Origin of the sequence: Streptomyces sp. NPDC088817 (assembly GCF_044750345.1) — a bacterium.
Classification (GTDB): Bacteria; Actinomycetota; Actinomycetes; order Streptomycetales; family Streptomycetaceae; genus Streptomyces.
On the sequence record NZ_JBIVJN010000003.1, the window covers coordinates 158,963 to 182,811 of the forward strand.

Consider the following 23,849-nt stretch of genomic DNA (forward strand, 5'->3'; position numbering starts at 1 on the left):
TCGCTGGACTGCTCGGGGAGCGGGTACTACTCGGGGGTCTCCTCGAGTGCGTGGGCCACGAGGGCCAGCAGGGTCTCGATGGCCGAGATCCGCCGCCGAGCGTCCATGATCATGACAGGTATGTGTGCGGGTATCGTCAGGGCCTCCCGCACGTCCTCCGGGTCGAACTGCTCGCTGCCGTCGAAGTGGTTGACGGCGACGATGTACGGCAGCCCGCAGCTCTCGAAGTAGTCCAGCGCCGGGAAGCAGTCCTTCAGACGGCGGGTGTCGGCCAGGACCACGGCGCCGATCGCGCCGCGCACCAGGTCGTCCCACATGAACCAGAACCGCTGCTGGCCCGGCGTGCCGAACACGTACAGCACGAGGTCGTCGTCGAGCGTGATCCGGCCGTAGTCCATGGCGACCGTGGTGGTCGTCTTGTCCGGCGTCTCGGTGAGGTCGTCGGTCCCCTCGCTCGCCTCGGTCATCAGCGCCTCGGTCTGCAGGGGCGTGATCTCCGAGACGGCGGTGACCAGCGTGGTCTTGCCGACGCCGAAGCCGCCGGCCACCACGATCTTCGTGGCGACCGGGGCGCGGGTACGGTCCGTCTGCCAGGCCTGCGGGGCCTCGTCGTCGACGAGCGGGGGGACGCCCACGGCGGCGTCAGAGACGGCGGAGTCCACTCAGCACCCTTTCCAGCAGCGCGCGGTCCGGCCGGCCCGTGCCATGACCGGTTCCGGTTCCGTACACACGGATCTTTCCCTGGTCCGCGAGATCGCTCAGCAGCACGCGGACCACGCCGAGCGGCATCTTCAGCAGCGCGGCGATCTCCGCCACCGTACGCATCCGGCGGCAGAGTTCGACGATGGCCCGGACCTCGGGCAGGCCCGGGTGGGCGAGCGAGCCGTTGGTCAGCTCCTTGCGCTCCTCCGGGGCCTCGAGCGCGGCCACGAACGTCTCCACCTGGAGGACGTGGCCGAAGCGCGTACGGCCGCCGGTGAGCGAGTAGGGGCGGACGCGGGAGGCCTTGCGGTCACCGCCGCGGACGGGGAGCTGCCGTTTGGACGTACTGCCGCTCATCGGGCCGTCCCTTCGGTGCTCCCGTCGGTTTCCAGGGACTTGCGCAGCTCGCTGCGGAGTTCCGGCGTCAGGACGTGTCCGGCGCGGCCGACGAAGAGCGCCATGTGGTACGCGACGACGCTCATGTCGCAGTCCGCGGAGCCGTGCACACCGAGCAGCGAACCGTCGCTGATCGACATGACGAACAGGCTGCCCTCGTCCATCGCGACCATCGTGTGCTTGACCACGCCGGAGTCCATCAGCTTGGCGGCGCCGAGCGTGAGGCTGCCGATACCGGAGACGATGGTGGCGAGGTCGGCGGTGGAACCGCGCGGACCCGTGCGCTTGCCACCGGCCCGGCGGGCCTTGTCGATGGGGGTCTCCCCGCGCGAGCTCGTTCGAGCGTGGGGGAGGCCGGGGTCCGAGGAGAGGAGCAGGAGGCCGTCGGAGGAGACGACGGCCACCGACTCGATGCCGGGGACCTCCTCGACGAGGTTCGTCAGCAGCCAGTGCAGGTTGCGGGCCTCACTGCTCAGACCAAAGGTACTGGGCGTGGTCAACTGCTTGCCTCCTCGACTGTGCCCCCCGTGTTCTGATCGGCGATCTCCGCCTCCGCCTCGCGGTAGCCCTCCTGCGCTCCCCGGTGGAAGCCGCCCAGGCGGCGGCGGAGGGCCTCGGCGTCCACCGAAGCGCTGCGCTGGCGCGGGGCCGGGGCGGGGGCGGAGATCCTCGGGGTGCGCTTGGGCAGACCCTTGGCGGTGACCTCGTCCTCCGACGCGTCGGGGGTCCGGTGGTGTTCCGCCTCGGCGTCGCCGTCGGCGGGGGTGTTCTGCTGCGGGGGCAGTGTGGTGCGGGCGTCCTCGGCGCCGGTTTCCCGCGCGAACGGGGCCGGGGTCCCGGGCCCGGTCCCGCCCTCGTCCGGTCCGCTCCCGGCCGCGGGGGTTTCCCGGCCGGGTGCGGACGCTGCCTGCGGGGTGCGCTCGTTGTCGGCGGGCGCGGGGTGCGGACGGGCCGGCTCCGACTCACCTGCGGGCGACGGAAGCAGAAGCTCCATCGTCGTCTCGGCGAACGGAACCGAGCCCTCATCCACGGAACCCTCGGCGCCCGGGTCTCCGGCCGCCGGGCCCTCGGCAGCGGACCCGCCGGAGGTCATGCCTCCGGTCGCCGCTCCCTCGGCGGCCGGGCCTCCGGTGGCCGGGTTCCCGGCGGCGGACCCTCTGGAGGTCAGGCCGTCGGTCGCCGTTCCCTCGGCAGCCGACCCTCCGGCGGCCGGGCTCTCGGGAGCCGGTCCTGCGGTGGCGCGTCCTTTGGTGGCGCGTCCTCCTGCGCCCGGTCCCCCGGCGGCCGGAGCTCCGGTCGCCGGTTCGCCGGCGGCGGGGTCTTCGGAAGCCGGGGGCTTCTCGGGTGAGGTGGTCCTGGTGCGGTGGGACTTGTTCGTCGTCCCGGACTCGCGTACCGCCTTCTCGGCCAGGGCGACCAGCGGGTCGGCGCCCTCGGCGCGGGTGGGCAGGACGTTGGAGTTGGCCTCGGCGGCGGCGCCCGGCAGGGAGACCGCGGGGGTCTCTCCGGGGGCCGCGGCGGAGTCCGCGACGGCGGAGGCGGGGGCGGCCGCCAGCACGGACTTGGGGACGACCACGACGGCCGCGATGCCGCCCTGCTTCTGCTCGCGCAACTGCACGCGCACACCGTGCCGGTGGGCGAGGCGGGCCACGACGTACAGGCCGAGGCCCAGACCCTGGTCGCCCTCCTCGTCGTAGGCGGACTTCGGGTCGAACTCCGTGAGGCGGACGTTGAGGCGGGCCAGCCGCTCCTCCGGCACGCCGATGCCCTCGTCCTGGACGGAGAGCATGACCTCGCCGTTCTCCATGAGCCAGCCGGAGACCTCGACGGGCTGGTCGGGCGGGGAGAACGAGGTGGCGTTCTCCAGGAGTTCGGCCAGCAGATGGGACAGGTCGTCCGCCGCGAAGCCCGCCACGTGCGCGTGCGGCGGCAGCGCGGCGATGCGTACGCGCTCGTAGCGCTCGATCTCGCTGACCGCGGCGCGTACGACGTCGACCAGCGGGACCGGCCCGGCGTGCTGCTGGACGTGCTCGGAGCCGGCCAGCACCAGCAGGTTCTCGCTGTGCCGGCGCATGACCGTGGCGAAGTGGTCGAGCTTGAAGAGGGTGGACAGCCGGTCGGGATCCTGCTCCCGGTCCTCCAGGCCCTCGATGACGGTGAGTTGCCGCTCCACCAGACCCAGCGTGCGCAGCGCGAGATTGACGAAGCTGCCGCCTATGCCGCTGCGCATCCGCTCCAGCTGAGCGGCGGAGTCGGCGAGTTCGGCGCGCAGCTCCTCGCGGGCGTCGGCCATCTTCTGGCGCTGGCCGACCAGGTGCTTGCGGTCGGTCTCCAGCGTGGCGATCCGCTCGGCGAGCGTGACGGCCTGCGCGTGCAGGGTGTTGACCGAGCGGACGACCTGCGCGAACTCGTCGTTGCGGCCGGTGAACTTGACGGCTTCCTCGGTGGCCGGGTCCTGCGCGCCGGCCAGCCGCGCCGAGCCCAGGCGCAGCACCGCGAGCGGCCGGGTCAGGGTCCGGGCGAGCCCGGTGGCGATGCCGATGGTGACCAGCAGCAGGGCGCCGAGCAGCGCGACGCGGATCTCCAGCGCGGTGACGTCGTCGTCGCGGAGCTGCGCCAGGTCCTTGGTGCGGTGGTCGTACAGGGAGGACTCGGCGCCGCGCATCAGGTCGACGCGAGCGCTGAGCGCGGCGTCGGCCTTCTTGACGCTGGTGGCCAGGTCGCCGCCGGAGAGCGTCGGCTGCCCGGTCAGCGAGGCGAGGTACTTGTCCGCGGTGTCGACCTCGGCTCCGCTCACCGTGGAGTCGTACGCCGCGAGGGCCTCCTTGGGCGCGGTGTCGCGGAAGCCGGCGAGGGCGGCGTCCGAGCGCAGCCGGGCCTGCTGGGCGGCGGTGCTCAGGGCGTCGCGCTGCTTGGTGTCGGCCTCCGAGGAGGTGGCGGTCTCGTTGTACAGGCCGGTGACGGGGTTGTAGACGGTCTGCGTGGTGTGCGGCACGTTCAGTGCCGCGAGCAGCAGTCCGCGGGTGGCGGCGGCCTGCTGGACGGCGATGTCGAGCTGGGCGAGCGCGTGGGCGCCGGCGCCGGCCCTCGGGGGCATCCGCTCGGCGAGCTGCTCGGCGAGCTTGTGCAGCTCGGTGATGGCGGCGGAGTAGGCCTGGTGGACCTCGAGGGCGGTGCTCTGCCCGGTGAGCGCGGAGCGGCGCACGGCGGCGATGCCGTCGAGGTCCTCGCGCAGCCAGGCGGGCGTGTCGGGGTCGGCGCGCAGCTCGTCGACCTGGCGGTCCACGCGGGCGCTGCTCTGCTCGGAGGGCGCCTTGGCGCCGGGGCGGCCGGCCGCGACGTAGGAGGTGACCTCGTCGCGCTCGTCGGCCAGTGAGTGGGCGAGGCCGAGCGCGTCCTGGGTCTGCCCGGCGAGGGTCACCAGGTTCTGGGTGTCGTTCACCTGCCCGGAGGCGGCTATCAAGGAGGGCGCCCCCGCACCGGCCACCGCGGCCGCCACGACGGCGACGGCGGCGATCAGCCGGTTGCGTACGTGCGTGGGACGGCCCTTGCCGACGGGGGTGACGGGCGGCGTGCCGGGCGTCTGCGCCGGGTCTCCTGCCATGGCCGTCTGCTTGCCTGCGCGCCGAGGCCGCTTCTTCTGCACCGGTGCTCGCATTCCTGTACTCGTGTACTCATGGGCCCGGGTGGTGCCCCGTCAGCTGGCGCGGACAGGTGCGTACACCCTCCCCACGCTCTCGACTCCGCTCGAGCAGGGGGGACCTGCATCGGTTCCCGACCCTCCCAGTGCCGGTGGGCAGTGGTCCTGCATCGTCCGACCGGCCACCCGAAGGAGTGAACCCCGGAGGGGAGTTGGCGGGCAAGTTCCTCCGGCGCGTGCCCGAGCACGGTGAGGCGGGCCGGTTGGACGTCTGCGGCGGGCTTTGGCAATATTCGCCGCCACGCCTTCCCAGAGTGATCCAATTGCACCCAAACCAGGCGGCTGACCTGCGTCGCCCCGTCGATTCCCGGATGGTTGCCACCCTTTCGCAAGGCTTGTGAAGGGCTCGTGCAGACTGGCCGGATGCGCACTGAGGTTGTTTCGGAGCCCGGCCGTCCCGACTGCCGCAACGAGGACTTCGCGAGTGTCGGACTACCCGCGTCTGGACAGGGTGGTTGCCTCGTCGTCCTGGACGGGGTGACACCGCCGCGGACCGGGACGGGGTGTTCGCATTCGGTCTCCTGGTTCACCGCCCGGCTGGGCGGCGCACTGACCGAACTGACGGTTTCCTGCCGAGATCTGACACTGCCGGAGATTCTTTCGCGGGCGATCGTCCGTACCGCCGAGGCGCACGCTGCGACCTGTGACCTTTCTCACCCGCGTACGCCTCAGGCAACCGTCGTTCTGGCCCGCTGGTCGGCGGAGGCGGTCGACTACCTGGTGCTCTCCGACTCGGTGCTGCTGCTGGAGTCCCCCGACGGCTCGGTCACCCCGGTCCTGGACGACCGGCTGGCCCGTCTGCCCCGGGCGTCGCTCGCCACGGACGCGCTCATCGACGCCGTCGTGCGCAACAAGGAGGGCGGCTTCTTCACCGCGGCGGCGGATCCCTCGGTGGCCGCCCGCGCCGTCACGGGCAGCGTGCCGCGTGCAGGGGTCCGCGCGCTGGCCGCGCTGACGGACGGGTCGGCGCGGTGGGTGGAGAAGTTCCGGGCGGGCGACTGGGCGCGGTGTCTCGGGCTGGTGCGCGAGGAGGGGGCGGGCTCGCTGGTGGACCGGGTGCGGGCCCTGGAGACGGCCGACAAGGAGGAGCGGACGTATCTGCGGCGCAGCAAGACGCACGACGACGCGACGGTGGTGTTCGTCGAGCCATGAGCTGCCGTGCGTCCGGGGCCGGCTACTTCTCCGTGACCTGGTTCAACTCGTGCAGCAGGCGGGCCAGTTCGGCCACCTCGCGGCGGTCCCAGTGGGCGAGCTGGCTGACGTAGCGGGCACGGCGCGCCTCGCGCACCTGGCCGACCCGGCGGCGGCCGTCGTCGGTGAGGGCCACCAGCCAGGCCCGTCCGTCGGCGGGGTCCGGCTCCCGGGCGACGAGGCCGAGTTGCTCCAGGGCGTGCAGCTGGCGTGACATGGTCGCCTTGCCGACGCCGATGTACCCGGCGAGCTCCGTGGCGCGCTGGCGGCCGCACTCCTCCAGGCGGACCAGCAGTCCGTAGGCGGCGGGCTCCAGGTGGGGGTGGACCTCGCGGGCCATCTCGCCCTGGTTGGCGCGTGCGCGCCGCAGCAGCACCGTCAGTTCGCGTTCCAGCGACAGGAACTCCCGGTCCGCACCGCTCGGGGACGCGCCGGACACGGTCCCACGTCCGCCGCTGTTTGCGTCTTCGTGCACGTCAGCCCCTGCCTGAAGGTTTCCCGTTCCTGAAAGTTTCCGCCAGTCGGCGCCATCACCGCAGCTCCGCCAGTATTTCGCAGGCATAGACCATCGGCAGACCCCGGGACCCCTTCCCAGGCTCCGGTCTACGTGCGTAGCTTCCGACATGCCCCGCATCCCCCCACCGAGCACCACCGAGCTTCGGAGGCACGTCATGCCCGTGCACAGATCCGGAACGGCCCGCGTGCGGCGGCTCACCGCCGCGGGAGCCCTGCTCGCCGCGTTCTCCCTGCTCCTCACCCTCCCGTCCGCCGCCGTCACCGTGCCCGCCCGCGGCTCCGCCCACATGGGCATGGGCGTCGTGCCGCACGACGGCCGGGGCGGCACACCGGCCGGCGGGAACACCGCCGCCGCCCAGACCGAGGGTGTCGACGTCTCCGGTTACCAGGGCAGTGTCGCCTGGTCCACGCTCTGGAGCAGCGGCGTCAAGTGGGCGTACACGAAGGCCACCGAGGGGACGTACTACACGAACCCCTCCTTCGCCCAGCAGTACAACGGCTCGTACAACGTGGGCATGATCCGCGGCGCCTACCACTTCGCCACCCCGGACACCACGAGCGGCGCCGCCCAGGCCAACTACTTCGTCGACCACGGCGGCGGCTGGTCCCGCGACGGCAGGACCCTGCCGGGCACCCTCGACATCGAGTGGAACCCCTACGGCGCCGCCTGCTACGGCAAGACGGCGAGCGCGATGGTCGGCTGGATCGCCGACTTCCTCAACACGTACAAGGCCCGCACGGGCCGGGACGCCGTGATCTACACGGCCACGAGCTGGTGGACCGACTGCACCGGCAACTACGGCGGTTTCGCCGCCAACAACCCGCTGTGGATAGCCCGTTACGCCTCGGACCCGGGCACGCTCCCGGCCGGTTGGGGCTTCTACACCATGTGGCAGTACACCTCGTCCGGCCCGACGGTCGGCGACCACGACAAGTTCAACGGCGCCCTGGACCGGGTCCAGGCACTGGCCAACGGCTGACGCCCCTTTCGAACTCCCCGGCCGAGGGCAGGGGGTCGCCCCCGACCGGGGCCCCGGGGCCCGCCCGGCACAAGCGCGGCGGCCCACACCGAGCGCACCCCGGGAAACACCCGGCCGAACCACCGCGGCTTGTGGCGCGGTGGTTCGGCCGGGCGTGGTTCCGCCGGGTCACGCGGCGGCCGGCACCTCCCGTGAGGCGTCGTTCGTCGCCGGGGCGAGGGCCAGGTCCAGGACCTGGCGGACGTCCGTGACGGTGTGGACGTCGAGCCGGTCCAGGATCTCCGCCGGGACGTCGTCCAGGTCGGGCTCGTTGCGCTTGGGGATGACCACCGTGGTCACACCCGCACGATGGGCGGCGAGCAGCTTCTGCTTGACGCCGCCGATGGGCAGGACACGGCCCGTCAGCGAGACCTCGCCGGTCATCGCCACGTCCGTGCGGACCAGGCGGCCGGACAGGAGTGAGGCGAGCGCGGTCGTCATCGTGATGCCCGCGCTCGGACCGTCCTTCGGCACCGCGCCCGCCGGGAAGTGGATGTGCACACCCCGGTCCTTCAGATCGCCCACGGGCAGCTCCAGCTCGGCGCCGTGGCTGCGCAGGAAGCTCAGCGCGATCTGCGCGGACTCCTTCATCACGTCGCCCAGCTGACCGGTCAGGGTCAGCCCGGCCGCACCCGTCTCCGGGTCCGCCAGGGACGCCTCGACGAAGAGGACGTCGCCCCCGGCCCCGGTGACCGCGAGACCCGTCGCCACACCCGGGACGGACGTACGCCGCTCGGCCGGGTCCTGCGCGGACTCCGGAACGTGGTGCGGACGCCCGATCAGCCCCCGCAGCTCACCGTCGGTGACGGTGAACGGCAGCTCCCGCTCACCCAGTTCGTGCTGGGCCGCGATCTTGCGCAGCAGCCGCGCGATGGACCGCTCCAGGGTCCGCACGCCCGCCTCACGCGTGTACTCGCCGGCGAGCCGGCGCAGCGCGCCCTCCTCGATCGTCACCTCGTCCTGGCGCAGGCCGGCCCGTTCGAGCTGGCGCGGCAGCAGGTGGTCGCGGGCGATGACGACCTTCTCGTCCTCGGTGTAGCCGTCCAGGCGCACGATCTCCATCCGGTCGGCCAGCGCCTCCGGGATCGCCTCCAGAACGTTGGCGGTGGCCAGGAAGACGACGTCGGACAGGTCGAGCTCCACCTCCAGGTAGTGGTCCCGGAAGGTGTGGTTCTGCGCCGGGTCCAGGACTTCGAGCAGCGCCGCGGCCGGGTCGCCGCGGAAGTCGGAGCCGACCTTGTCGATCTCGTCGAGCAGGACCACCGGGTTCATCGACCCGGCCTCCTTGACGGCACGCACGATCCGCCCCGGCAGCGCGCCCACGTACGTACGCCGGTGGCCGCGGATCTCGGCCTCGTCCCGGACGCCACCGAGCGCGACGCGCACGAACTTCCGTCCCATCGCGTGGGCCACGGACTCGCCGAGGCTGGTCTTGCCCACGCCGGGCGGCCCGACCAGCGCGAGCACGGCACCGCCGCGCCGTCCGCCGATCACGCCGAGACCCCGGTCGCCGCGCCGCTTGCGCACCGCCAGGTACTCGGTGATCCGCTCCTTCACGTCGTCGAGGCCCGCGTGCTCGGCGTCCAGGACCGCCCTGGCGCCCTGGATGTCGTAGGCGTCCTTGGTCCTTTCGCTCCACGGCATCTCCAGAACCGTGTCGAGCCAGGTGCGGATCCAGGAGCCCTCGGGCGAGGCGTCGGAGGCCCGCTCCAGCTTGTCGACCTCCTTGAGCGCGGCCTCCCGGACCTTCTCGGGCAGGTCGGCTGCCTCGACACGGGCCCGGTAGTCGTCGGACTCCTCGCCGTCGCTCTCGCCGTTCAGTTCGCGCAGTTCCCGGCGGACGGCCTCCAACTGGCGGCGCAGCAGGAACTCGCGCTGCTGCTTGTCGACGCCCTCCTGGACGTCCTTGGCGATGGACTCGGCCACGTCCTGCTCGGCGAGGTGGTCGCGCAGTTGCCGGGTGGCGAGCCTGAGGCGGACCACCGGGTCGGCGGTCTCCAGCAGCTCGACCTTCTGCTCGGTGGTCAGGAAGGGCGAGTAGCCGGAGTTGTCGGCGAGCGCGGAGACGTCGTCGATGGCCTGCACACGGTCGACGACCTGCCAGGCGCCGCGCTTGCGCAGCCAGGCGGTGGCGAGCGCCTTGTACTCCTTCATCAGGTCGGCGACCTGGCCGGACACCGGTTCGGGCGCGTTCTCGTCGATCCGGGTGCCCTCGACCCACAGCGCGGCGCCGGGGCCGGTGGTCCCGGCGCCGATGCGCACCCGGCCGCGGCCGCGGATGAGCGCGCCCGGGTCGCCGTCGGCCAGCCGGCCCACCTGTTCGACCGTGCCCAGCACACCGGTCCTGGCGTACGTCCCCTCGATCCTCGGCACCAGCAGCACCCTGGGCTTGCCCGGCTCGTCCCGCGCGGCGGCCTGCGCGGCCTCCACCGCGGCCCGTACCTCGGCGTCGCTCAGATCCAGCGGAACCACCATCCCGGGCAGCACGACCTCGTCGTCGAGCGGCAGCACGGGCAGGGTGAGCGGTGTGAACTCGGTGGACTCAGCAGCCATGATCTCCCCTTCGGCAGTCAAGTTGAGTTATGCCGACTCAATGCACGGGGCGGATCGATTGTTCCCCGACACCTGTTCGCTCTGAGCGATCACTCCGCGGCGCGTGCCCGCCGGCAGCGGCGTATCACCGGCCACGTCGCCACGCCGAGCCCCACCGCGATCAGATGGCCGCAGCTCGTCATCGGGTCGGCGAAGCCCGCCAGGTCCTGAAGCAGCATGGCCGTGAACACGAGGAGCAGGGGCCAGCGCAACCAGGGCGTGAGCAGGCCGGCCAGGGCGCCGAGGCTGGCCGCGACACCGAAGCTGATGCCGTAGTCGAGGCGGTGCGCCGAGCTGCCCGGAAGCCGGCCCGCCAGCACCGCGAGCCCGACGGGAACCTCCGTGGCGAGGGTGGCGAGCACGTGCCCGAACAGGAACACACCGGCGGTACGGAGTCCGCCTATCCGGCGTTCCAGCGCGGTGAGCACCAGCAGGAAGCACAGGGAGTACGCCGACACGACGCCGCCCGCGATCCACAGCGCGCTGGCGGGCAGCACCAGCAGGGGCGCCCGCACCAGATGGGCGACGTCCGTGCTGGAGCTCTGTCGCAGGGCGTCCACCACCGCGGGATCGGCGAACCGGGCGAGGAGCGAGGTGGCGGCGAGCAGGGCCGCGTACCCGAAGGTGAACGGGGTGCCCGTGGGGCTGGGCAGCAGCCGCCACGGACGCAGACCGCGCAGCCAGGCGGCGGGTCGCGGCGGCTCGGCGTCCATGCCCACCTGGACGGCATCGCCCGCCCGCTGCTGCGGCATCCCGTCCAGCGCCTGCGGCACCTCCGCCGGAGTGTGGGGCGACCCCGCAGGTGTCGGAGAGTCCGGGGGGCCGGCCGTCGCGGTCCGTTCCACGGTGCGGCGCTCCTTCCGTCGCGCCCCACACTTCGTGTCCCCGGCGCCCCTGTCCATGACCGACGCCACCCGCGCGGCGATTCTCAGCAACCTATTAAGTTCCCGGCGGCCCCCGCGACCCCGACCGTCCTGGCAGCGCACGGCCCGCAGGGCGCTCGCACACGGGTGTCACCCCTAATTCATGTGGGCTTACGGGCCCGTTGGGGCAGGATGGCCCCATGACCGGCTCCTACGACGCCCCTGAGGTGCTGGACCGCCGCGAGGGCCCCCACGGCGAGGTCGTGCTGCGCCGGCACGGGGCGCTGCTGCAGATCATCGCCAACGGCTGCTTCCTGATGGACACCTCCGACGGGCGCTCCGAGCGCCTCCTGGTCGACGCGGCGCTGGCCGCGCTGCCGGAGCGGCGGGCACCGAGCGTGCTGATCGGCGGCCTCGGGGTCGGCTTCTCACTCGCGCACGCCGCGGCGGACCCGCACTGGGGACGGATCACCGTTGTCGAACGCGAACGCGCGATCATCGACTGGCACCGCGACGGCGCCCTCGCCGAGCTGACCGCGGACGCGCTGGCCGACCCGCGCACCGAGGTCGTCGAAAGCGACCTGATCGCCTACGTCAATGAGACATCCGACACGTTCGACGCGCTGTGCCTGGACATCGACAACGGCCCCGACTGGACGGTCACCGAGGACAACGAGGAGCTGTACGGGCCGACCGGACTGGCAAGCTGCTCAAGGGCGTTGAGGCCCGGCGGGGTGCTCGCGGTGTGGTCCGCGAAGCCATCTGCGGAATTTGAAGGAACCTTGCGGAATGCCGGATTCCGGCAGGTGCGCACCGAAGAGGTCCCCGTTGCCCGGGGCGTTCCGGACGTCGTGCACCTCGCGGTCCGACCTGGATAGCAAAGGCGCGGCCGGTCCCCGTACGCTGCTCCCTTGGCGCCGATCATTCAAGCGTCAATCGCAACTACGCGCAGTCAAGGGATCACCCCACGGATTCCGGAAAGCACACTCAGGGGCGGGCGATGGAGCAGACACACACCGCGCACAACGGCACGACGGCCACCCCGGGCGCTCAGCGCCGGGTCCTGGTGGTCGAGGACGACCAGACCATCATGGATGCCATCGCCACCCGCCTGCGCGCAGAGGGATTCCTCGTGCAGACCGCGGGCGACGGCCCGGCAGCCGTCGACACCGCCGAGGCCTGGCAGCCGGACCTGCTGATCCTCGACATCATGCTGCCCGGCTTCGACGGCCTGGAGGTCTGCCGCCGCGTGCAGGCCCAGCGCCCGGTGCCGGTGCTGATGCTCACCGCGCGGGACGACGAGACCGACATGCTGGTCGGCCTCGGGGTCGGCGCCGACGACTACATGACGAAGCCGTTCTCGATGCGGGAGCTGGCCGCGCGCGTACACGTGCTGCTGCGCCGCATGGAGCGGGCCGCGCTGGCCGCGGCGACCCCGCGCAGCGGCATACTGCGTCTGGGCGAGCTGGAGATCGACCACGCCCAGCGCCGGGTGCGCGTGCGCGGCGAGGACGTCCACCTCACGCCCACCGAGTTCGACCTGCTGGTGTGCCTGGCGAACACCCCGCGCGCGGTGCTCTCGCGCGAGCAGCTGCTGGCGGAGGTGTGGGACTGGGCGGACGCCTCCGGCACCCGGACCGTGGACAGCCACATCAAGGCGCTGCGCCGGAAGATCGGCGCGGAGCGGATCCGCACGGTGCACGGCGTGGGCTACGCCCTGGAGACACCGACACCATGAGGGACGGGCCGGCCGCACGGAGGAACCAGGGCGAGCCCTGGGGTGGCGTACGCCCGTTCTCGATCAAGACCAAGCTGGGCGCACTGGTCGTCATATCGGTGCTGATCACCACGGGTCTGCTGCTGATCGCCGTGCGCACGGCGACGGAGCTGCGGTTCATCACGGTCTTCTCGATGATCGCCACCCTGCTCATCACGCAGTTCGTGGCGCACTCGCTCACCGCGCCGCTGGACGAGATGAACACCGTGGCCCGCTCCATCTCGCACGGCGACTACACGCGCCGGGTGCGCGAGAACCGCCGGGACGAGCTGGGCGACCTGGCCCAGACGATCAACCGCATGGCCGACGACCTGGAGGCCGAGGACCGTCAGCGCAAGGAGCTGGTGGCGAACGTCTCGCACGAGCTGCGCACGCCCATCGCGGGCCTGCGCGCGGTGCTGGAGAACATCGTCGACGGGGTGACCGAGGCCGACCCCGAGACCATGCGCACGGCGCTGAAGCAGACCGAGCGGCTGGGCCGGCTGGTGGAGACGCTGCTCGACCTGTCCCGGCTGGACAACGGCGTGGTGCCGCTGAAGCAGCGCCGGTTCGAGGTGTGGCCCTATCTCGCGGGCGTGCTGAAGGAGGCCAACATGGTCGCCTCGGCCCGCGCGGGCATCGCCTCCGGCTCCGGCAGCCACACCCGTACGGACGTCCATCTGCACCTGGACGTCTTCCCGTCCGATCTGACCGCGCACGCCGACCCCGAGCGCATCCACCAGGTGGTCTCCAACCTGATCGACAACGCGGTCAAGCACAGCCCGCCGCACGGGCGCGTGACGGTGAAGGCGCGGCGCGGCGCGCGGCCGCACTCGCTGGAGCTCGAGGTCCTGGACGAGGGGCCCGGCATCCCGCGTTCGGAGTGGCACCGCGTCTTCGAGCGTTTCAACCGGGGCGCGATGCACCGGCCGCACGGTCCGGGCAGCGACGGCGGCACCGGACTCGGTCTGGCGATCGCCCGCTGGGCGGTGGATCTGCACGGCGGCCGGATCGGTGTGGCCGAATCCGAGCGGGGCTGCCGGATCCTTGTCACTCTTCCGGGTCTGCCGTCTTTGCCAAGTTGACGTAAAGTTCGATCACGAACCCAAGATCCACGAGCGTCGCCGCAGGCGGACACGTGTGATCAGGCAGGGGCCTGCATCCCACGGGGGTCAGGCCCGGGTCCCCCCTTCCCTCGCGCAGCGGAACTACGGTTGTTTCCCGCCATTTCAAGCCCCGAAACCCGGGTTTTGATGTGACTTACATGACGAAGGAGTGGCCCGACCTGACCTTCCCCCTCTCAGGGGCGTAGCCTTTATTCCCGCTGTCCATCATTCTTGTGAAGCGGAAGAGGGCGGTTGCCGCCGTGTCGCCACAGTCCCCCAGTAACTCGAGCATCTCGACCGACACCGACCAAGCCGGGAAGACCTCCGCGGCCGCGTTCGGTGCCAATGAGTGGCTCGTCGACGAGATCTATCAGCAGTACCTCCAGGACCCGAACTCCGTAGACCGCGCCTGGTGGGACTTCTTCGCCGACTACAAGCCGGGGGCCGCCGCCCCGCAGGCTCCGGCGGGTACCGCGGCCGCGGGGGCCGCGGAGACCACCACCACGGCCCAGGCGGCGCCCGCCGCCGCTCCGGCCGCCCCTGCCAGGCCCGCACCCCAGGCCGCCGCCGCTCCGGCCGCTCCCGCGCCGGCTCCGGCCGCGCCCCGGCCCGCGGCCGCCGCTCCGGCGCCCGCGAAGCCCGCGGCTCAGGCCCCGGCGCCGGCGAAGCCCGCGGGCGAGGCTCCCGCGGGTCCGGAGCTCGTCACCCTGCGTGGCCCCTCCGCCGCGGTCGCGAAGAACATGAGCGCCTCGCTGGAGCTGCCCACGGCCACGTCCGTGCGCGCCGTCCCGGTGAAGCTGCTGTTCGACAACCGCATCGTCATCAACAACCACCTCAAGCGGGCTCGCGGCGGGAAGATCTCCTTCACGCACCTCATCGGCTACGCGATGGTCCAGGCCATCAAGCAGATGCCGTCGATGAACTGGTCCTTCGCGCAGAAGGACGGCAAGCCCACCCTGGTCAAGCCGAACCACGTCAACCTCGGCCTGGCCATCGACCTGGTGAAGCCCAACGGCGACCGCCAGCTCGTCGTGGCCGCCATCAAGAAGGCCGAGACGCTGAACTTCTTCGAGTTCTGGCAGGCCTACGAGGACATCGTCCGTCGCGCCCGCGACAACAAGCTGACGATGGACGACTTCACCGGCGTCACCGTCTCCCTCACCAACCCCGGCGGTCTCGGCACGGTCCACTCCGTGCCGCGGCTGATGCCCGGCCAGTCGGTGATCATGGGCGTCGGCTCCATGGACTACCCGGCGGAGTTCCAGGGCACCTCCCAGGACACCCTGAACAAGCTCGGCATCTCCAAGGTCATGACGCTCACGTCGACCTACGACCACCGGGTCATCCAGGGCGCCGCGTCCGGCGAGTTCCTGCGCGCCGTCGCCAACCTGCTGCTCGGCGAGCACGACTTCTACGACGACATCTTCAAGTCGCTGCGCATCCCCTACGAGCCGGTCCGCTGGCTCAAGGACATCGACGCCTCGCACGACGACGACGTCACGAAGGCCGCCCGCGTCTTCGAGCTGATCCACTCCTACCGGGTCCGCGGCCACGTCATGGCCGACACCGACCCGCTGGAGTACCAGCAGCGCAAGCACCCCGACCTGGACATCACCGAGCACGGGCTCACCCTGTGGGACCTGGAGCGCGACTTCGCGGTCGGCGGCTTCGCCGGCAAGACGCTGATGAAGCTGCGCGACATCCTCGGCGTGCTGCGCGACTCGTACTGCCGCACGGTCGGCATCGAGTTCATGCACATCCAGGACCCCAGGCAGCGCAGGTGGATCCAGGACCGCGTGGAGCGCCCGCACTCCAAGCCGGAGCGCGAGGAGCAGCTGCGCATCCTGCGCCGGCTGAACGCGGCCGAGGCCTTCGAGACCTTCCTGCAGACGAAGTACGTCGGCCAGAAGCGGTTCTCCCTGGAGGGCGGCGAGTCCGTCATCCCGCTGCTCGACGCGGTCATCGACTCGGCGGCCGAGTCCCGCCTGGACGAGGTCGTCATCGGCATGGCCCACCGCGGCCGCCTCAACGTGCTGGCCAACATCGTCGGCAAGTCGTACGCGCAGATCTTCCGCGAGTTCGAGGGCAACCTCGACCCGAAGTCGATGCACGGCTCCGGCGACGTGAAGTACCACCTGGGCGCCGAGGGCACGTTCACCGGCCTGGACGGCGAGCAGATCAACGTCTCGCTGGTGGCCAACCCCTCCCACCTGGAGGCGGTGGACCCGATCCTGGAGGGCGTCTCCCGCGCCAAGCAGGACATCATCAACAAGGGCGGCACGGACTTCACCGTCCTGCCGGTGGCCATCCACGGCGACGCGGCCTTCGCGGGCCAGGGCGTGGTGGCCGAGACCCTGAACATGTCGCAGCTGCGCGGCTACCGCACCGGCGGCACGGTCCACATCGTCATCAACAACCAGGTCGGCTTCACGGCCGCCCCGGAGTCCTCGCGTTCCTCCATGTACGCGACGGACGTGGCGAGGATGATCGAGGCCCCGATCTTCCACGTGAACGGCGACGACCCGGAGGCCGTGGTCCGCGTGGCGCGGCTGGCCTTCGAGTTCCGCCAGGCGTTCAACAAGGACGTGGTGATCGACCTCATCTGCTACCGCCGCCGCGGTCACAACGAGTCGGACAACCCGGCCTTCACCCAGCCGCTGATGTACGACCTGATCGACAAGAAGCGCTCGGTGCGCAAGCTCTACACCGAGTCGCTGATCGGCCGGGGCGACATCACCCTGGAAGAGGCCGAGCAGGCGCTGCAGGACTACCAGGGCCAGCTGGAGAAGGTCTTCACCGAGGTCCGCGAGGCCACCTCCCAGCCGGCCACCGGGGACGTCCAGGAGCCGCAGGACGGCTTCCCGGTCGCGGTCTCCACGGCCGTCTCCGCCGAGGTCGTCAAGCGGATCGCCGAGTCCCAGGTCAACATCCCCGACCACATCACCGTCCACCCGCGGCTGCTGCCGCAGCTCCAGCGCCGTGCGGCGATGGTCGAGGACGGCACGATCGACTGGGGCATGGGCGAGACGCTCGCCATCGGCTCGCTGCTCCTGGAGGGCGTCCCGGTCCGGCTGTCCGGCCAGGACTCCCGCCGCGGCACCTTCGGCCAGCGGCACGCGGTGATCATCGACCGCGAGACGGGCGAGGACTTCACCCCGCTGCTGTACCTGTCCGAGGACCAGGCCCGGTACAACGTCTACGACTCGCTGCTGTCCGAGTACGCGGCGATGGGCTTCGAGTACGGCTACTCGCTGGCCCGCCCGGACGCGCTGGTGATGTGGGAAGCCCAGTTCGGCGACTTCACCAACGGCGCCCAGACGGTGGTGGACGAGTTCATCTCCTCCGCCGAGCAGAAGTGGGGCCAGACCTCCGGCGTCACCCTGCTCCTGCCGCACGGCTACGAGGGCCAGGGCCCGGACCACTCCTCCGCCCGCCCGGAGCGTTTCCTCCAGCTCTGCGCGCAGAACAACATGACGGTCGCCATGCCGACCCTGCCGTCGAGCTACTTCCACCTCCTGCGGTGGCAGGTGCACAACCCGCACCACAAGCCTCTGGTCGTCTTCACCCCGAAGTCGATGCTGCGTCTGAAGGCCGCGGCCTCTAAGGCGGAGGAGTTCACCACGGGCCAGTTCCGTCCGGTCATCGGCGACACGTCGGTGGACCCGGCGGCGGTCAAGAAGGTCGTCTTCACCGCGGGCAAGGTCTACTACGACCTGGACGCCGAGCGGAAGAAGCGCGGCGCGACGGACGCTGCGGCCGCCGAGACGGCGATCATCCGTCTCGAGCGCCTCTACCCGCTGCCGGGTGCCGAGCTCCAGGCGGAGATCGCCAAGTATCCGAACGCGGAGAAGTACCTGTGGGCCCAGGAGGAGCCGGCGAACCAGGGCGCGTGGCCGTTCATCGCCCTGAACCTCATCGACCACCTGGACCTGGCGGTCGGCGCGGACATCCCGGCCGGCGAGCGCCTGCGCCGCATCTCCCGTCCGCACAGCTCGTCCCCGGCCGTCGGTTCCGCGAAGCGGCACCAGGCGGAGCAGGAGCAGCTGGTGCGTGAGGTGTTCGAGGCGTAACCGCTCCGAGGCGTAAACCGCTCCGTCGGTTCGCACCTGGCCGGGCCGCACCCCTGAAACGGGGGTGCGGCCCGGCCGTTTCCGCGCGCCTATCCTTGACTCCATGTACTTCACAGACCGTGGCATCGAAGAGCTGGAGAAGCGGCGGGGCGAGGAGGAGGTCACCTTCGAGTGGCTGGCCGAGCAGCTGCGGACCTTCGTCGACCTCAATCCGGACTTCGAGGTGCCGGTGGAGCGGCTGGCGACCTGGCTGGCCCGGCTGGACGACGAGGACGACGAATAGGGACCGGCCGTCTGCTCGACGCGGGGCGCCCCTTGGGGGCGCCCTGTCGCGTTTCAAGGGTCCGCCCCGGCCCGCCTTTCCCCGGCGGCCCGCGCTCGCCTCACCCTTACGAGTGTCTTGACTTCCCCGGAACGCGATATATCGTGGATGGCAGACGACGCGATATGGCGTGTCGCGTCCGGCCCGGGGAGGTCTGCACCATGTCCGAGTGGACCGTCGGTGAGCCCAGGAAGCTCACCTTCGACGAGCCTGTGACCGCGCTCAACGTCCGCATCGTGCACGGAGCGGTGAACGTCGTGGGGGTGGACGAGGGTCCGGCCCGTCTGGAGGTCTCGGAGATCGAGGGGCCGCCCCTGGTGGTCACCCAGCAGGGCGGCACGCTGACGGTGGCGTACGAGGACCTGCCCTGGAAGGGCTTCCTCAAGTGGCTCGACCGCAAGGGCTGGCGGCGCAGCGCCGTGGTCTCCGTCGCCGTTCCGGCGAGCACGCGGGTGGAGCTCGGAGTGGTCGGTGCCGGGGCGGTGGTCTCGGGGATCGGCGGACGCGCGGAGGTCAAGGGCGTGTCCGGGGACACCACACTGGTGCGCCTGACGGGCCCGGTGCGCGCGGACACCGTGTCGGGGAGCGTGGAGGCGCAGGCCCTCTCCGGCGAGCTGCGGTTCAACTCGGTCTCCGGCGATCTGACGGTGGTCGACGGCGCCGGTCCCTCGGTGCGGGCGGACTCGGTGAGCGGGTCGATGATCGTCGACCTCGACCCGGCGGGCGGCCCCACGGACGTCAGCCTGACGAATGTCTCCGGCGAGATCGCCATCCGGCTCCCCCACCCGGCGGACGCGCAGGTGGACGCGAACACCGCGAGCGGGACGGTGTCCAACGCCTTCGAGGACCTCAAGGTCGGCGGCCAGTGGGGCGCCAAGCGGATCACCGGCCGCCTCGGCGCGGGCAACGGGCGGCTGAAGGCGACCACCGTCTCCGGCTCCATCGCGCTGCTGCGACGCCCGCCCGCGGAGGACGGACCGTGGGAGGCGGAGCCGCGCAGCGACCGCCCGGCCGACGGCGCCGACGGCGGCACCGCCCACGGCACGACCGACAAGAAGGTGCTCTGACATGCCTCCCGTCTTCGCCCACGGCCGACTCCGTCTGTACCTGCTCAAGCTGCTCGACGAGGCCCCGCGCCACGGGTACGAGGTGATCCGGCTGCTGGAGGAGCGCTTCCAGGGCCTGTACGCCCCCTCGGCGGGCACGGTGTACCCGCGGCTGGCCAAGCTGGAGGCGGAGGGCCTGGTCACGCACACCACCGAGGGCGGCCGCAAGGTGTACGCGATCACGGACGCGGGCCGCGCCGAGCTGGCCGACCGCAGTGGTGAACTGGCCGACCTGGAGCTGGAGATCCGCGAGTCCGTCGCCGAACTCGCCGCGGAGATCCGCGCCGATGTGCGCGGTGCCGCGGGGGATCTGCGGCGAGAGATGCGTGCGGCGGCCTCCCAGGCCCGCGAGGGCTCCGGAAAGGACGGGGAGCCCTGGGAGCACGGCAAGGCCGACGACAAGGAGGCCTGGCAGGCCGCCAAGGAGGAGATGCGGCGCGTCAAGCAGGAGTGGAAGGAGCAGGCGCGGCGCGCGAAGGAGGAGAGCCGCAGGGCGCGCGACGAGGCCCAGCGGGCCAAGCGTCAGGCCAAGGACGCGCAGGAGCGGGCCCGGGCCCAGGCTCAGGAGGAGTTGCAGCGCATCGCCAAGCGGGTCCAGGAACAGGTGCAGGACCACTTCGACCGGGGCGACTGGCCCACGGGGGTGCGTGAGGGCCTGACCGAACTGGCCAAGGAGTTCGGCGACTTCGGCAAGGACTACGCCTTCGGCCGCACCGCGGCCCGCGCCGAGTACTCCACGACTCCGGAGGACTTCCCCGCCCGCTACGAACCGGCCTGGGCGCACGAGGACCTCACCGGTGACCCGGCCCGCGACCTGGACCGCCTCCTGGACCGCTTCCGCGACGACATCCGCGACACGGCCCGGGACAACGGCATCACCGCCGACCAGCTCCGTGAGGCCCGTGGCCATCTGTCCGCGGCGGCGGCCCACATCGCCGCGCTCCTGCAGCGCCCGAAGGTCTGACGGCCGCCCGCCGGCCCACTCGGGCGGCCGTCCCCTTCAACTCAACCGGCCGCCTGCGCCTGTCCCCCGCCGTACAGCACGCGGGTCACCGACTCGTAGGTCACACCGTGGTCGGCGAGGGCCTCGGCGGGCACACCCGGGCGGACGGTCAGAGCGAGGAGGATGTGCTCGTCGCCGAGGTGCCGGTCATTGTGGGCCACCGCCGAGCGCAGGGCCTTTTCGAGCGTGTCCTTGGCGCTCCGGCTGAAGGCGCGGCGTCCCGGCCAGGCGCTCTTGCCCTGCCGGTCGCCGGACATCGCTCCGACGCCGTGCGTCTCCTCCACCCGGGAGACGATCTCCGAGACGTCGATGCCCAGGCCGGCGAGGGCGTCGGCCTCGGCCCGGGACAGGCCGGCGCGCCGCCGTGCGTCGTGCAGCGACTGCCGCACGGGCTCCCCGTGCTCGTCGAGCCCCAGCGCCCTCAGCGCGAAGGAGCCACGGCTGCCCTCGCGGTCGAGCAGGGCGAGAAGAAGGTGCTCGGCGTCCACGGTCTGCGCTCCCGCGTCGTCGGCATACTCCACCGCCCCCCGCACCACCGCCCGGGCGTCCTTCGTGAATCGTTCGAACATCACTGCCTCCCGTACTTCTTGTGCACGGCCTGCCTGCTGACGCCGAGTTCGGCGGCGATCTCCTGCCACGACCAGCCCTGGTTGCGGGCACCGCGCACCTGTACCGCCTCGAGCTGCTCCAGCAGCCGGCGGAGTGCGGCGACGGCCCGCAGCCCGACCCGGGGATCGCGATCGCCCGCACGCTCGGCGAGATCCGTTGCTTCGGTCATGATGTCAACCTACATTGACACCCCGGGCATGTCAACCATGGTTGACATGCCCGGGTCCGCCGCTCGGAGAACCAACAGGGAGAACAGAGGGGGAGGGAGTCAGGAGGTGGTGAGCACCACCTTGCCGAAGTGGCCGCCCGACTCCAGTCGTTCGAAGCCCTCGCGGGCCCGGTCGAGCGGCAGCACCTCGTCGATGACGGGACGGACCCCGGTGGCGGCGCAGAAGGACAGCAGGTCCTCCAGTTCGTCCTTGGTGCCCATGGTCGAGCCCACGACCCTCAGCTCCAGGAAGAAGATGCGTGTCAGCTCGGCATGGGACGGCCTGTCGCCGCTCGTGGCCCCGGAGATGACGATGGTGCCGCCGGGCCGCAGCGACTTGACCGAGTGCGACCAGGTGGCCGCGCCGACGGTCTCGATCACCGCGTCCACCCGCTGCGGCAGCCGCGCCCCCGGCTCCAGCGCCTCCACCGCGCCGAGCTCCACCGCACGCCTGCGCTTGGCCTCGTCCCGGCTGGTGGCGAACACCCGCAGCCCGGCCGCCCTGCCGAGCACGATCGCGGCCGTGGCGACACCGCCGCCGGCGCCCTGGACGAGCACGGAGTCGCCGGGACGCACCCCGGCGTTGGTGAAGAGCATCCGGTACGCCGTCAGCCACGCCGTGGGCAGACAGGCGGCCTCCTCGAAGGAGAGCTCCTTGGGCTTGGGCAGGACGTTCCAGGTCGGCACGGCCACCTGTTCGGCGAAGGTGCCCTGGTAGCGCTCGGTGAGGATGGACCGGGGCTCCCGGGGTCCGACCCCGTGCCCGCTCTGTCCGATCACGGAGTGCAGGACGACCTCGTTGCCGTCCTCGTCGACACCGGCGGCGTCGCAGCCGAGGATCATGGGCAGCTTGTCCTCGGACAGTCCCACCCCCCTCAGCGACCAGAGGTCGTGGTGGTTCAGTGAGGCGGCCCTGACATCGACCGTGCTCCAGCCGGGACGGGCGTCGGGGGCCGGGCGCTCCCCCGACTCCAGGCCGCTCAGCGGCTGGTCGCGGTCGATTCGGGCGGCGTAGACAGCGAACATGACCTTGACCCTAGGGGTGTGCCCCGGCCGACGGAACCACGCACCTCTGTGACGCTCACCCTCTTGCCAGACAGGAGGACTTTGCCAGACAGGAGGACTTTGCCGGACAGGAGGCCGAGGGTCGCGGGAAAAGCAAACGGCCCCGTCCGCGGGGGACGGGGCCGTTCGGGTCGGCTCAGCGACGGGCCACGCCCTCGGCACGGGCCGCCGCGGCCACCGCCGCGGTCACGGCGGGTGCCACCCGCTCGTCGAACGGCGAGGGGATCACGTAGTCCGCGGCGAGGTCGTCGCCGACGACCCCGGCCAGCGCCTCGGCCGCCGCGATCTTCATTCCCTCGGTGATCCGGGACGCCCGCACCTGGAGCGCGCCCGCGAAGATGCCGGGGAAGGCCAGGACGTTGTTGATCTGGTTGGGGAAGTCCGAGCGCCCGGTCGCCACGACCGCCGCGTACTTGTGCGCGACCTCGGGGTGCACCTCGGGGTTCGGGTTGGCCATGGCGAACACGAACGCGCCCTCGGCCATCGACGCCACGGCCTCCTCCGGCACCGTGCCGCCGGAGACGCCGATGAAGACGTCGGCCCCGGCCAGCGCGTCCTCCAGGGAACCGCTGACGCCGGCCTTGTTGGTGAACTCGGCCAGCTCGCGCTTGACCTCGGTCAGGTCCGTGCGGTCGGCCGACACCACGCCCTTGCGGTCCGCGACCGCGACATCGCCGATACCGGCCTCGACCAGCATCTTGGCGATGGCCACACCGGCCGCGCCCGCGCCCGAGATGACGGCCCGCAGGTCCCCGATCGCCCGCCCGCTCAGCCGGGCCGCGTTGCGCAGCGCCGCGAGGGTCACGACCGCCGTGCCGTGCTGGTCGTCGTGGAAGACCGGGATGTCCAGACGCTCCTGGAGCCTGCGCTCGATCTCGAAGCACCGCGGGGCCGAGATGTCCTCCAGGTTCACACCGCCGAAGGACGGCGCGAGGCGCACCACGGTCTCGACGATCTCGTCGACGTCGGTGCAGTTCAGCGCGATCGGCACCGCGTCCACGCCGCCGAACTGCTTGAACAGGATCGCCTTGCCCTCCATGACCGGGAGGGAGGCTTCGGGGCCGATGTCACCGAGCCCCAGTACGGCCGTGCCGTCGGTCACGACGGCGACCACGGACGACTTCCACGTGTAGTCGTGGACCAGTTCCGGCTGCTCCGCGATGGCGGAGCACACGCGCGCGACGCCGGGCGTGTACGCCAGGGACAGGTCGTCCTTGTCGCGGATGGGCACCGTGGCCTGCACGGCCATCTTGCCGCCGCGGTGCAGCGCGAAGGCCGGATCGAAGGAGTCGAGCGGCTCCGCTCCGCCGTCCTGGTCCGTACCGCTGTCGCTGCGAGGATTGACGATCTCCGCTGCCACTTCGTTTTACCCCTTAAGTGTTCATGGTTTGAGGGTTGCCGCTCCTGGTGGGAACGGGCGGGACCGCGCATGGACCGTGAGTGATGCCTTGGGTCACTTACGCGACGGGCGCGCCGCACACGCGCTCGAGCCCCGGATGAGGGGTGTAAAGAACCTTCTTACCGGACGATCGGCGTCAACGACGAGTCCATAACGTCAAGGTCACATGACGGGGACTCGGCACTTGGCCCAATATGGGGACAACTCATCGTCGAATACCCGACAG

The 23,849-nt window shown here is 71.5% G+C and carries 20 protein-coding genes; 9 read left to right on the forward strand and 11 right to left on the reverse strand.

Annotation, left to right across the window (positions count from 1 at the left end; genetic code table 11):
- Positions 1 to 26: 26 nt before the first annotated feature.
- From ACIP4X_RS06885 to ACIP4X_RS06900, 4 genes are read right to left on the reverse strand one after another with little or no spacing between them, the layout of a single operon-like run.
- Positions 27 to 662, reverse strand: a complete 636-nt coding sequence (locus ACIP4X_RS06885) for an ATP/GTP-binding protein (RefSeq protein ID WP_358729206.1) — start codon at positions 660 to 662, stop codon at positions 27 to 29.
- The gene (locus ACIP4X_RS06890) at positions 643 to 1,059 is read right to left on the reverse strand and encodes a DUF742 domain-containing protein (RefSeq protein ID WP_358729204.1); all 417 of its coding nucleotides are present in this window, start codon (positions 1,057 to 1,059) and stop codon (positions 643 to 645) included. The genes ACIP4X_RS06885 and ACIP4X_RS06890 overlap by 20 nt, the downstream gene beginning before the upstream one ends.
- A complete protein-coding gene (locus ACIP4X_RS06895; protein ID WP_358729202.1) occupies positions 1,056 to 1,598 on the reverse strand; it encodes a roadblock/LC7 domain-containing protein in 543 nt (180 codons plus the stop codon). Before ACIP4X_RS06895 ends, ACIP4X_RS06890 begins: the two co-directional genes overlap by 4 nt.
- Positions 1,595 to 4,702, reverse strand: a complete 3,108-nt coding sequence (locus tag ACIP4X_RS06900) for a nitrate- and nitrite sensing domain-containing protein (RefSeq protein WP_391456953.1) — start codon at positions 4,700 to 4,702, stop codon at positions 1,595 to 1,597. Before ACIP4X_RS06900 ends, ACIP4X_RS06895 begins: the two co-directional genes overlap by 4 nt.
- Before the next feature lie 459 nt (positions 4,703 to 5,161).
- On the opposite strand from ACIP4X_RS06900, the gene ACIP4X_RS06905 reads away from it, so the two are divergent.
- A complete protein-coding gene (locus ACIP4X_RS06905) occupies positions 5,162 to 5,950 on the forward strand; it encodes a hypothetical protein (RefSeq protein WP_358729198.1) in 789 nt (262 codons plus the stop codon).
- 22 nt (positions 5,951 to 5,972) lie between these two features.
- Here ACIP4X_RS06905 and ACIP4X_RS06910 read toward each other — a convergent pair whose 3' ends face one another.
- Positions 5,973 to 6,464 (reverse strand): MarR family transcriptional regulator, encoded by a 492-nt coding sequence (locus ACIP4X_RS06910; RefSeq protein WP_358729196.1) that lies wholly within the window; start codon positions 6,462 to 6,464, stop codon positions 5,973 to 5,975.
- Between the two features lie 196 nt (positions 6,465 to 6,660).
- Between ACIP4X_RS06910 and ACIP4X_RS06915 the strand changes: the two genes are divergently transcribed.
- Positions 6,661 to 7,485: a lysozyme gene (locus tag ACIP4X_RS06915; protein WP_401347043.1), complete on the forward strand. Its 825-nt coding sequence runs from the start codon at positions 6,661 to 6,663 to the stop codon at positions 7,483 to 7,485.
- A gap of 168 nt (positions 7,486 to 7,653) precedes the next feature.
- On the opposite strand, the gene lon is transcribed toward ACIP4X_RS06915, so the two are convergent.
- Positions 7,654 to 10,077, reverse strand: coding sequence for an endopeptidase La (lon, locus tag ACIP4X_RS06920; RefSeq protein WP_358729192.1), 2,424 nt, complete (start codon positions 10,075 to 10,077; stop codon positions 7,654 to 7,656).
- Positions 10,078 to 10,166: 89 nt separating this feature from the next.
- Positions 10,167 to 11,018: a rhomboid-like protein gene (locus ACIP4X_RS06925; protein WP_401347047.1), complete on the reverse strand. Its 852-nt coding sequence runs from the start codon at positions 11,016 to 11,018 to the stop codon at positions 10,167 to 10,169.
- A 161-nt stretch (positions 11,019 to 11,179) separates the two neighbouring features.
- Here ACIP4X_RS06925 and ACIP4X_RS06930 point away from each other — a divergent pair, with 161 nt between their 5' ends.
- The 7 genes from ACIP4X_RS06930 to ACIP4X_RS06960 all read left to right on the forward strand — a co-directional run bounded on the left by ACIP4X_RS06930 (position 11,180) and on the right by ACIP4X_RS06960 (position 20,303).
- Complete coding sequence (locus tag ACIP4X_RS06930) at positions 11,180 to 11,857, forward strand: spermidine synthase (protein WP_401347049.1); 678 nt, start codon at positions 11,180 to 11,182, stop codon at positions 11,855 to 11,857.
- Positions 11,858 to 11,979: 122 nt separating this feature from the next.
- Entirely contained in the window at positions 11,980 to 12,717 is a 738-nt protein-coding gene (locus ACIP4X_RS06935; RefSeq protein WP_225075534.1) for a response regulator transcription factor, read from the forward strand.
- Complete coding sequence (locus ACIP4X_RS06940) at positions 12,714 to 13,820, forward strand: ATP-binding protein (protein ID WP_358729186.1); 1,107 nt, start codon at positions 12,714 to 12,716, stop codon at positions 13,818 to 13,820. The genes ACIP4X_RS06935 and ACIP4X_RS06940 overlap by 4 nt, the downstream gene beginning before the upstream one ends.
- A 281-nt stretch (positions 13,821 to 14,101) precedes the next feature.
- Positions 14,102 to 17,911, forward strand: coding sequence for a multifunctional oxoglutarate decarboxylase/oxoglutarate dehydrogenase thiamine pyrophosphate-binding subunit/dihydrolipoyllysine-residue succinyltransferase subunit (locus ACIP4X_RS06945; RefSeq protein ID WP_358729184.1), 3,810 nt, complete (start codon positions 14,102 to 14,104; stop codon positions 17,909 to 17,911).
- A 103-nt stretch (positions 17,912 to 18,014) separates the two neighbouring features.
- Positions 18,015 to 18,194 (forward strand): DUF6104 family protein, encoded by a 180-nt coding sequence (locus tag ACIP4X_RS06950; protein WP_003992906.1) that lies wholly within the window; start codon positions 18,015 to 18,017, stop codon positions 18,192 to 18,194.
- A gap of 200 nt (positions 18,195 to 18,394) precedes the next feature.
- Positions 18,395 to 19,300, forward strand: coding sequence for a DUF4097 family beta strand repeat-containing protein (locus ACIP4X_RS06955; RefSeq protein WP_401347054.1), 906 nt, complete (start codon positions 18,395 to 18,397; stop codon positions 19,298 to 19,300).
- A gap of 1 nt (position 19,301) precedes the next feature.
- Positions 19,302 to 20,303, forward strand: coding sequence for a helix-turn-helix transcriptional regulator (locus tag ACIP4X_RS06960; protein ID WP_358729180.1), 1,002 nt, complete (start codon positions 19,302 to 19,304; stop codon positions 20,301 to 20,303).
- A gap of 41 nt (positions 20,304 to 20,344) precedes the next feature.
- Here ACIP4X_RS06960 and ACIP4X_RS06965 read toward each other — a convergent pair whose 3' ends face one another.
- The 4 genes from ACIP4X_RS06965 to ACIP4X_RS06980 all read right to left on the reverse strand — a co-directional run bounded on the left by ACIP4X_RS06965 (position 20,345) and on the right by ACIP4X_RS06980 (position 23,584).
- Entirely contained in the window at positions 20,345 to 20,911 is a 567-nt protein-coding gene (locus tag ACIP4X_RS06965) for a Clp protease N-terminal domain-containing protein (RefSeq protein WP_391456946.1), read from the reverse strand.
- Positions 20,911 to 21,120, reverse strand: a complete 210-nt coding sequence (locus ACIP4X_RS06970) for a helix-turn-helix domain-containing protein (RefSeq protein ID WP_037745578.1) — start codon at positions 21,118 to 21,120, stop codon at positions 20,911 to 20,913. The genes ACIP4X_RS06965 and ACIP4X_RS06970 overlap by 1 nt, the downstream gene beginning before the upstream one ends.
- A gap of 99 nt (positions 21,121 to 21,219) precedes the next feature.
- Positions 21,220 to 22,185 (reverse strand): zinc-binding dehydrogenase, encoded by a 966-nt coding sequence (locus ACIP4X_RS06975; protein WP_358729176.1) that lies wholly within the window; start codon positions 22,183 to 22,185, stop codon positions 21,220 to 21,222.
- 175 nt (positions 22,186 to 22,360) lie between these two features.
- Positions 22,361 to 23,584: an NADP-dependent malic enzyme gene (locus tag ACIP4X_RS06980; protein ID WP_358729174.1), complete on the reverse strand. Its 1,224-nt coding sequence runs from the start codon at positions 23,582 to 23,584 to the stop codon at positions 22,361 to 22,363.
- Positions 23,585 to 23,849: the final 265 nt, after the last annotated feature.

Coding starts and splice junctions, on each gene's coding strand:
- ACIP4X_RS06960 (WP_358729180.1), top strand. CDS start 19,302: ATGCCTCCCGTCTTCGCCCACGGCCGACTCCGTCTGTACCTGCTCAAG.
- ACIP4X_RS06890 (WP_358729204.1), bottom strand. CDS start 1,059: ATGAGCGGCAGTACGTCCAAACGGCAGCTCCCCGTCCGCGGCGGTGAC.
- ACIP4X_RS06940 (WP_358729186.1), top strand. CDS start 12,714: ATGAGGGACGGGCCGGCCGCACGGAGGAACCAGGGCGAGCCCTGGGGT.
- ACIP4X_RS06930 (WP_401347049.1), top strand. CDS start 11,180: ATGACCGGCTCCTACGACGCCCCTGAGGTGCTGGACCGCCGCGAGGGC.
- ACIP4X_RS06915 (WP_401347043.1), top strand. CDS start 6,661: ATGCCCGTGCACAGATCCGGAACGGCCCGCGTGCGGCGGCTCACCGCC.
- ACIP4X_RS06970 (WP_037745578.1), bottom strand. CDS start 21,120: ATGACCGAAGCAACGGATCTCGCCGAGCGTGCGGGCGATCGCGATCCC.
- lon (WP_358729192.1), bottom strand. CDS start 10,077: ATGGCTGCTGAGTCCACCGAGTTCACACCGCTCACCCTGCCCGTGCTG.
- ACIP4X_RS06935 (WP_225075534.1), top strand. CDS start 11,980: ATGGAGCAGACACACACCGCGCACAACGGCACGACGGCCACCCCGGGC.
- ACIP4X_RS06955 (WP_401347054.1), top strand. CDS start 18,395: ATGTCCGAGTGGACCGTCGGTGAGCCCAGGAAGCTCACCTTCGACGAG.
- ACIP4X_RS06905 (WP_358729198.1), top strand. CDS start 5,162: ATGCGCACTGAGGTTGTTTCGGAGCCCGGCCGTCCCGACTGCCGCAAC.
- ACIP4X_RS06975 (WP_358729176.1), bottom strand. CDS start 22,185: ATGTTCGCTGTCTACGCCGCCCGAATCGACCGCGACCAGCCGCTGAGC.
- ACIP4X_RS06925 (WP_401347047.1), bottom strand. CDS start 11,018: ATGGACAGGGGCGCCGGGGACACGAAGTGTGGGGCGCGACGGAAGGAG.
- ACIP4X_RS06900 (WP_391456953.1), bottom strand. CDS start 4,702: ATGGCAGGAGACCCGGCGCAGACGCCCGGCACGCCGCCCGTCACCCCC.
- ACIP4X_RS06950 (WP_003992906.1), top strand. CDS start 18,015: ATGTACTTCACAGACCGTGGCATCGAAGAGCTGGAGAAGCGGCGGGGC.
- ACIP4X_RS06965 (WP_391456946.1), bottom strand. CDS start 20,911: ATGTTCGAACGATTCACGAAGGACGCCCGGGCGGTGGTGCGGGGGGCG.